General features: G+C 59.0%; 4 protein-coding genes. All 4 read left to right on the forward strand.

Annotated features, from left to right (window positions below; translation table 11 throughout):
* The first annotated feature begins 1 nt into the window (after position 1).
* The gene (locus ACPYOD_RS03365; protein ID WP_481300318.1) at positions 2 to 268 is read left to right on the forward strand and encodes a metal/formaldehyde-sensitive transcriptional repressor; all 267 of its coding nucleotides are present in this window, start codon (positions 2 to 4) and stop codon (positions 266 to 268) included.
* Positions 269 to 923: 655 nt separating this feature from the next.
* Positions 924 to 1,352 (forward strand): hypothetical protein, encoded by a 429-nt coding sequence (locus tag ACPYOD_RS03370; RefSeq protein ID WP_481300319.1) that lies wholly within the window; start codon positions 924 to 926, stop codon positions 1,350 to 1,352.
* A gap of 654 nt (positions 1,353 to 2,006) precedes the next feature.
* Entirely contained in the window at positions 2,007 to 3,095 is a 1,089-nt protein-coding gene (locus ACPYOD_RS03375; RefSeq protein WP_481300320.1) for an RHS repeat-associated core domain-containing protein, read from the forward strand.
* A gap of 728 nt (positions 3,096 to 3,823) precedes the next feature.
* Positions 3,824 to 6,134: RHS repeat domain-containing protein (locus ACPYOD_RS03380; protein WP_481300321.1), on the forward strand; the 2,311-nt coding region annotated here is incomplete at its 3' end.

The raw sequence follows: 6,134 nt of genomic DNA on the forward strand, positions 1-6,134 counted from the left end.
CATGTCCCACACCATCCAGAACAAGAAGGCCCTGATCACCCGGGTGCGCCGGATCGGCGGCCAGGTCGCCTCGTTGGAAAAGGCCTTGGAGGCCGATGCGGACTGCGACGCGGTGTTGCAGCAGGCAGCCTCGATCCGCGGGGCGGTCCAGGGGCTCATGAGCCTGCTGCTGGAAGACCACCTGCGCGAGCACGTGGCGGCCAGCAACCCGAAGGCCATGAAAGAGCTGGAGCCTGTCATGGCCGTGTTGCGCAGCTACCTGCGGTAACTCCGCCTCGGGACGCAGTTATCTGCTTCTATGAAGCCCTGCCGGCTCTTCCCTGGTACCACCCGTCCCACACATCCAGCATCGCGGTGCCACAGCAATCCCGTTTCTCTGCCATTTTTTTCAGGAGCCGGCGCGTGCCCGCCCAGGATCTGGCGATCAACCGGATGGGTATGGCCCCCAAGAGCACGCCTGCGCCGATCCTAGCAAACCCGCTTTCTGACGTGGATCTGTTGGGTCTTTGCCCTGGCGATACATGTGCCCGGTCAGGCTCGGCACCCCCGCCGCAAGACTATGAGCGACGCGGATTGGAAGTTCGTAATGTGACGTATGCTCCGAATCCCTACAGCCCTAGGTCGCTCGGAATGCTGGGGTACGTTGCACAATTTGGCGACGCTATAGCAGTTCAAGCGCGGCGGATCTTTAGATGCACAGGTCCAATATGGTGGTACGCCTGCCTATGCGAACTATGTGCATGGCGTTTACCTTGGTGCAGCAGGGTGGAACTTTCCAGAGATCCTAAGTTCTGCGGACGCGTACGGGAAGGCTCGCTCGGTGTATCCGCCGAATCGGCAAATGGGCAAGGATTATCCCCATATTCCCCAGATGAATGTCACAACATCGCGCGCGGCTTCAGCGACCAGAAAACAGGAAACCTATGCACCGTCCAGTGAAAATTCGGAAATTGGCCACTGTTCTTGCTGATTGTATCAAGCCGCGCTTTTTCCTCCTGATCCTTGGTGCTTCACTCACGGGCTGCAGTGATGACTCCGCAGTGGTTTGGCAGAAAGACCTTCGCTCCCTCGACGGAGACAGTATCGTGGTGGCAAAGACAGCCCAGTACAGCGGGCCTGGCACAGCTGCTGTATTCACGACGGTGGATTTTGTTCGCGCAGATGGTGAAGGTAAGCCGGTTCAGATTCTGGTCTTTGAAGATCCTGCCGCACAAAATCCGTCCGCAATCACGGTAGACATGTCCTGGGTTGATACGACGCACCTCGACATTGCCTACCCAAAGAGCGCAAAGCTTGGCTTTCGGGCAGATCTCTACGGCGATATCAACATAAGGTCCCATCCCCGCCGATAATCCCGGTGGTTACCTAAATGCCTGGCTCGAGCTCATCCCTTTTCTCAATAAGCGTCCGGCGCGCCGCACTTTGGATGAGTCCGGGGGCTGCAATGGAAGAAGAGCTGCGATTGCAGCCTTCTTCTTCGCTCGATCTCTCGCCGGCGCCTACGCCACTCGGCTAGCCTTCGCGCAGCCCGGAGCCTGCTGATTGACCGGCTGACCGGGATCTCGAGCAATGACATCTGCTGCGCGGAAGGTCGCCGGTACGACGAGGCTGGGTTGGTGGACTGGCTCTGGCGGCACTAATACAAGGCGTCGGTTGACGCAGGCGAGCGAGCGCCATTGCGGGAGAGCATCGCCCTGCCGTCTCGTCGCGTGACGGGCTTGACGCAACGCTGGATTTCCACGCGTGTAGGCGCATGCCGCGCTTCGGTGTAGGGGTTTTCCTACATTGGGCGGTTGCAGCAAGGAAGGACGTATCGACTGAAACAGATCGTTTCGGCTGCTCTCTCGCGAAAGTACTTGTGGACCCGTTGCCGGAGGCGCCCGCACGGTCGTCAATTGCTGCACCGCAGCTCACTGCGTCGTGTCCGGTATGCGTCAGAGACCCGGTTGACTGATTGACAGCGAAAGGCCCCGGTCATATTTTCTGGCGACGATCGGCGCAAGGCCGTGAACAAGGGGAAGGGGATGCCTGTTGTTTCTGCGGCCGGCGGGCGCCGTGCTGACCGTTTGCGGCGCGCATGGATGCTTTGCCGTGTTCTCTTCATGGTGTTTGTCGGGACCCTTTCGCTTGTGCCGGCAGGTGCCCGCGCAGCGAAGGAGGTGACGTATTACTACGCCGATCCTGCGGGCACTATCCTCGCAACGACCGATGCAGCGGGCAACCTGACGGGCTCCCAGGAGTCGACGCCCTACGGGACCATCCTGGGCGACATTGCGATCGGTAATGTCAGATACACCGGAAGCGTGGTCGATGGCGCGCCGGGATATGTGTACATGGCTGCACGCTACTACGACCCCGAGGTTGGCCGCTTCATCAGTGCGGATCCAATTCTCCCTGGTGTCGGGAACGTCTTCAACTTCAACCGCTTTGCCTACGCAAACAACAATCCAATATCAAATATCGACCGCACCGGCATGGCGTGCGGAGCAGTGGGTGAGGTCAGTGCGCCAGTGCAGCGGATGCGTGACGCATCCGATGGCTGCAATAACCAGCCAGTCGGCAATGACGGCGGCATATCATTGCCGATCTCGGCTGCCGAACGAGCGGCCGCTGCGGGAGGAAACAGGGCGCTGTTTTGGAGTCTTCGCTTCCACCGTTCGCCGCGTGACCCATGGTCGGCTGATGGTATGGCGTTGTGGAATCCTGGTGGTCTGGACAACAGCTGGGCGTCCACTCAAATGAAGGCGCTCGCATGGGTGAATCTCCAGCGGCTCAATGACGCAATCGCACTCCGTGACGGTACGTGGTCATTCTTCTCGGACAACGTCAACCAGACAGAGCTAAACAGCATTGGCAACGATGTGATGAATCAGTACGTCAGGCAAGTTGACCGGAACAGGGGAACGATCCCGACGCTCACTCAATCGGCCGACTTCCATTATCAGGTTTTTACCGCGCACCGACTCTCCAGCGGTGTCTATGGCGGAACGCCATTTGGCTATGGCCCGACGGGCGGATGGAAGTCCTGGGGCGATTTTCAGGCGAAAGCAACAAATGCCATTTTCAGTTACTGCACGCCGGGGTGCCAGCCATGATGTCAAAAGTAGCCAATGCCCGCGTCGCAATTTTGCTTTGCGGACTCCTCGTAGCTGGCTGTGAGTCACCACCTCCGGGGGTTGTCGATGATCGGGCCACAACGGCGACGGTAGGGTTCACAGTCGATTCAAGCCAGACGCAGAGTCAGGCGCTTGTGACTTCATCTCCCGCTGACCAGACTTACAGGAACTGGAGCAGTCTTCAGCCGTATCTGGCGAACTCCGGCAAGCGTCAGGTCATCTACAAAGAGTTCGAAGTGATCAATGGGCCTGAGCATCTTGTCATCCTGGTCCCGCCTGCATCGTGGGAGACCAAGGGATGGGTCATGGTGTGTGAGGAAGCTACGTACAGGCAAAGCCATGGCGCCTGCGATACGGAAGGCATGGTGGGTAACGCGGTTGTGCACGTGACCGGATGGACCAGCGACATTGAAGTATTTAGAGCCATTGTGAGGAGTGCTTCGCGTGCCGTCACGGAAGCAGGTCTCGGAGTGCCCGTAAACCAGGCGAGAACCTCCCAGTAGGGTCTGCGTCCTTCACGTCGAGGTTCACTTGCCCAAGAAAGAACCTCAACCCGCTTATAGAGCCATCCTGCTTTGCCACAGCTTGGCACGATCCGCTCGGTGCCAATCGTCGGGTTGGCTGCCATTGTTTCCGATCGCGCGTACCACTTTTCGATAATTCCTCGGTCCTTACGTACACATTTGGCGGGACGCCCAGTGCCGATCATGAAAATGACACCATTCGCCTTCGCCCGTCGCATTGCGTTCGGGATGCTCCTGCTGTCTGCGGTCGAACTCAGTCACGCGCAGACGACAAATCCCGAGGATGAATATAAGAAGCTGGTGAAGGTCAATGACCAGCTCACTCCACTTGGTGACACTCCCTTCGGCGAGCAAATCGACCTGCACGATGGGTCGATCACGTTTTCAGCTGTCGACATAACGATTCCCGGCAATGGACCTCTCATTCAGATTACCCGCACGTTCAAGGCCGACGGCGACGCTGATATCCGCAAGGACAATGCATCGTTCGGGGACTGGGATATCGAGTTGCCGCGTCTCTCGACAGTCGTCTCCGACCAGCACACCCTGACGGATGGGGATTCCCACAAGGGCTGGCTCGTCAACTCCATCGCGATGACCGACCGGTGCACGAACTTTCGGGAGCCGCCGTCGATGACGTTGGGCCGCCCGGGCTCCGAGCCGCTCGAATCCGATCAGTGGTGGAACGAGGGTTACCTGCTTCGGATCCCGGGCGAGGAAAACCAGGATATGCTGGCAGTCGCACCCAACGGGCTGCCCTCGCCATCGATGGGCAAAACGTTCGTCGGCGTCTCGAAAGGCAACTGGCAGCTCGCCTGTCTGCCGTCCACGTCAAACGGCGCGCCTGGCGAGGCATTTCTAGCGATCGGGCCGGACGGGACGCAGTACTCGCTCGATTATCTCTACTACCGGCCTGCGCGGCCTTACATTATTGGCCGGCAAATCGGATTCATGTTTGCAACACGTGTCGTCGACCGCTTCGGCCGGGGTGTAACGTACAACTACGACGCCGGAAGAATCAGCAGCATCGTGGGCGATGACCAGAGGCGCGTCGACTTCCAGTATTCGGGCGACGCCAAACAGATTACCCAGATAATTGTGTCGGCTGATGGCAAGACCCGTGTGTGGGCCTACAGCTATCAGCCGAGCGCAACAGGCCAGACCCTGACCGGTGTGACGCTGCCGGATGGAACCACCTGGGGTTACGCGCTTTCCGACCTGACTTTCGACGTGAAGAGTACAGCGTCCATTGGTCATTGCCTTGACCCCTCCGCGCCCGATGAAAGTATTGCCAAGGTCGGCACTGTCACCACGCCGTCGGGGCTGGTCGGAACCTTTACTGCGCGCCCGACCCGTCATGCGCGTTCGGATGTCTTTGAGTATTGCAGCGCAAACGGTCCCACAGCCAATGGTTTTGAGAATGCTCCGCGCTATTACAACAACCTGGCCCTGCGCAGCAAACATGTAACGGGCGCTGGACTTGATGCACAGGATTGGAGCTATAGCTACCCGTTGGCTCAGGCGAGCTGGAAGCAGCAATGCCAGTCGGGCGGTTGTACCTACACCTCGTACACCGATGTCGTCGACCCTGGCTCGAACCTCACGCGCTATTACTTCAGCAACCGGGCAAATGCGACCGAGGGCAAGGGTCTTTCGACAGAGTATTATGCCGGACTTGGCGGAAGTCCTTTGCGTGTCGAGACGATGGATTATGCGCTGACCGGTCCCTGGCCCGCTAAATACGGCTACAACTTCAACATCTATGCCAACGTCGACCTCGCGACAAGCGAGGCGCCCTTGTCGCGCAGAACGATTACCGAAGGAGCGGATGCTTACACTTGGCAGGCACTCGCGTTCGACAGCTTCGCCCGGCCGTCATGGACCCGCCGCTCGAATACGGTCTCGCTCACCGTCGGCGGCGAAGCTGTTCCCAACGCTGTCGATGAGCAGTTCACGTATATGGATGACCTCTCTCACTGGGTCATTGGCCTTCCTGCCACGAGGTCAACGCTCGTCCCTGCCAACGAATCGCCCACGGGGCAAAGCCACTGGGAGACGGTATCGAGGAACGTCTACAACCCCTCAGACGCAACGATGGCGTCTCGGGAGGAATATGGGCAGACGGTCATGACCTACACGTTCGACCATGGGCAACTGACAAGTTTCACGGATGCCCGGCAGAAGACGACACAGGTTGGGGGATACACGCGGGGCATCCCGACCTTGATTCAGTTCCCGGACGGGGGGAAGCGAACGTTCGTCGTCGACGGCTTTGGTCAGGTGACGAGCGAGGTGGACCAGCTCGGCCAGACCATTTCGTACACCTACGACGCAGGTGGGCGCCTTGCCTCCACGAGTTATTCGCAGGATACGGACGGCACGGTCTGGTCGCCCCGGTATGAAACGTATGCCGTCGTCGACGAGGCGGAGCGAGGCATCAGCGGCCGGCACTGGCGCAAGACAGTGAATGAAGGTGACCGCAGTCAGGTGACTT

The sequence above is a fragment of the Luteibacter sp. HAY1-4A genome, assembly GCF_056755355.1.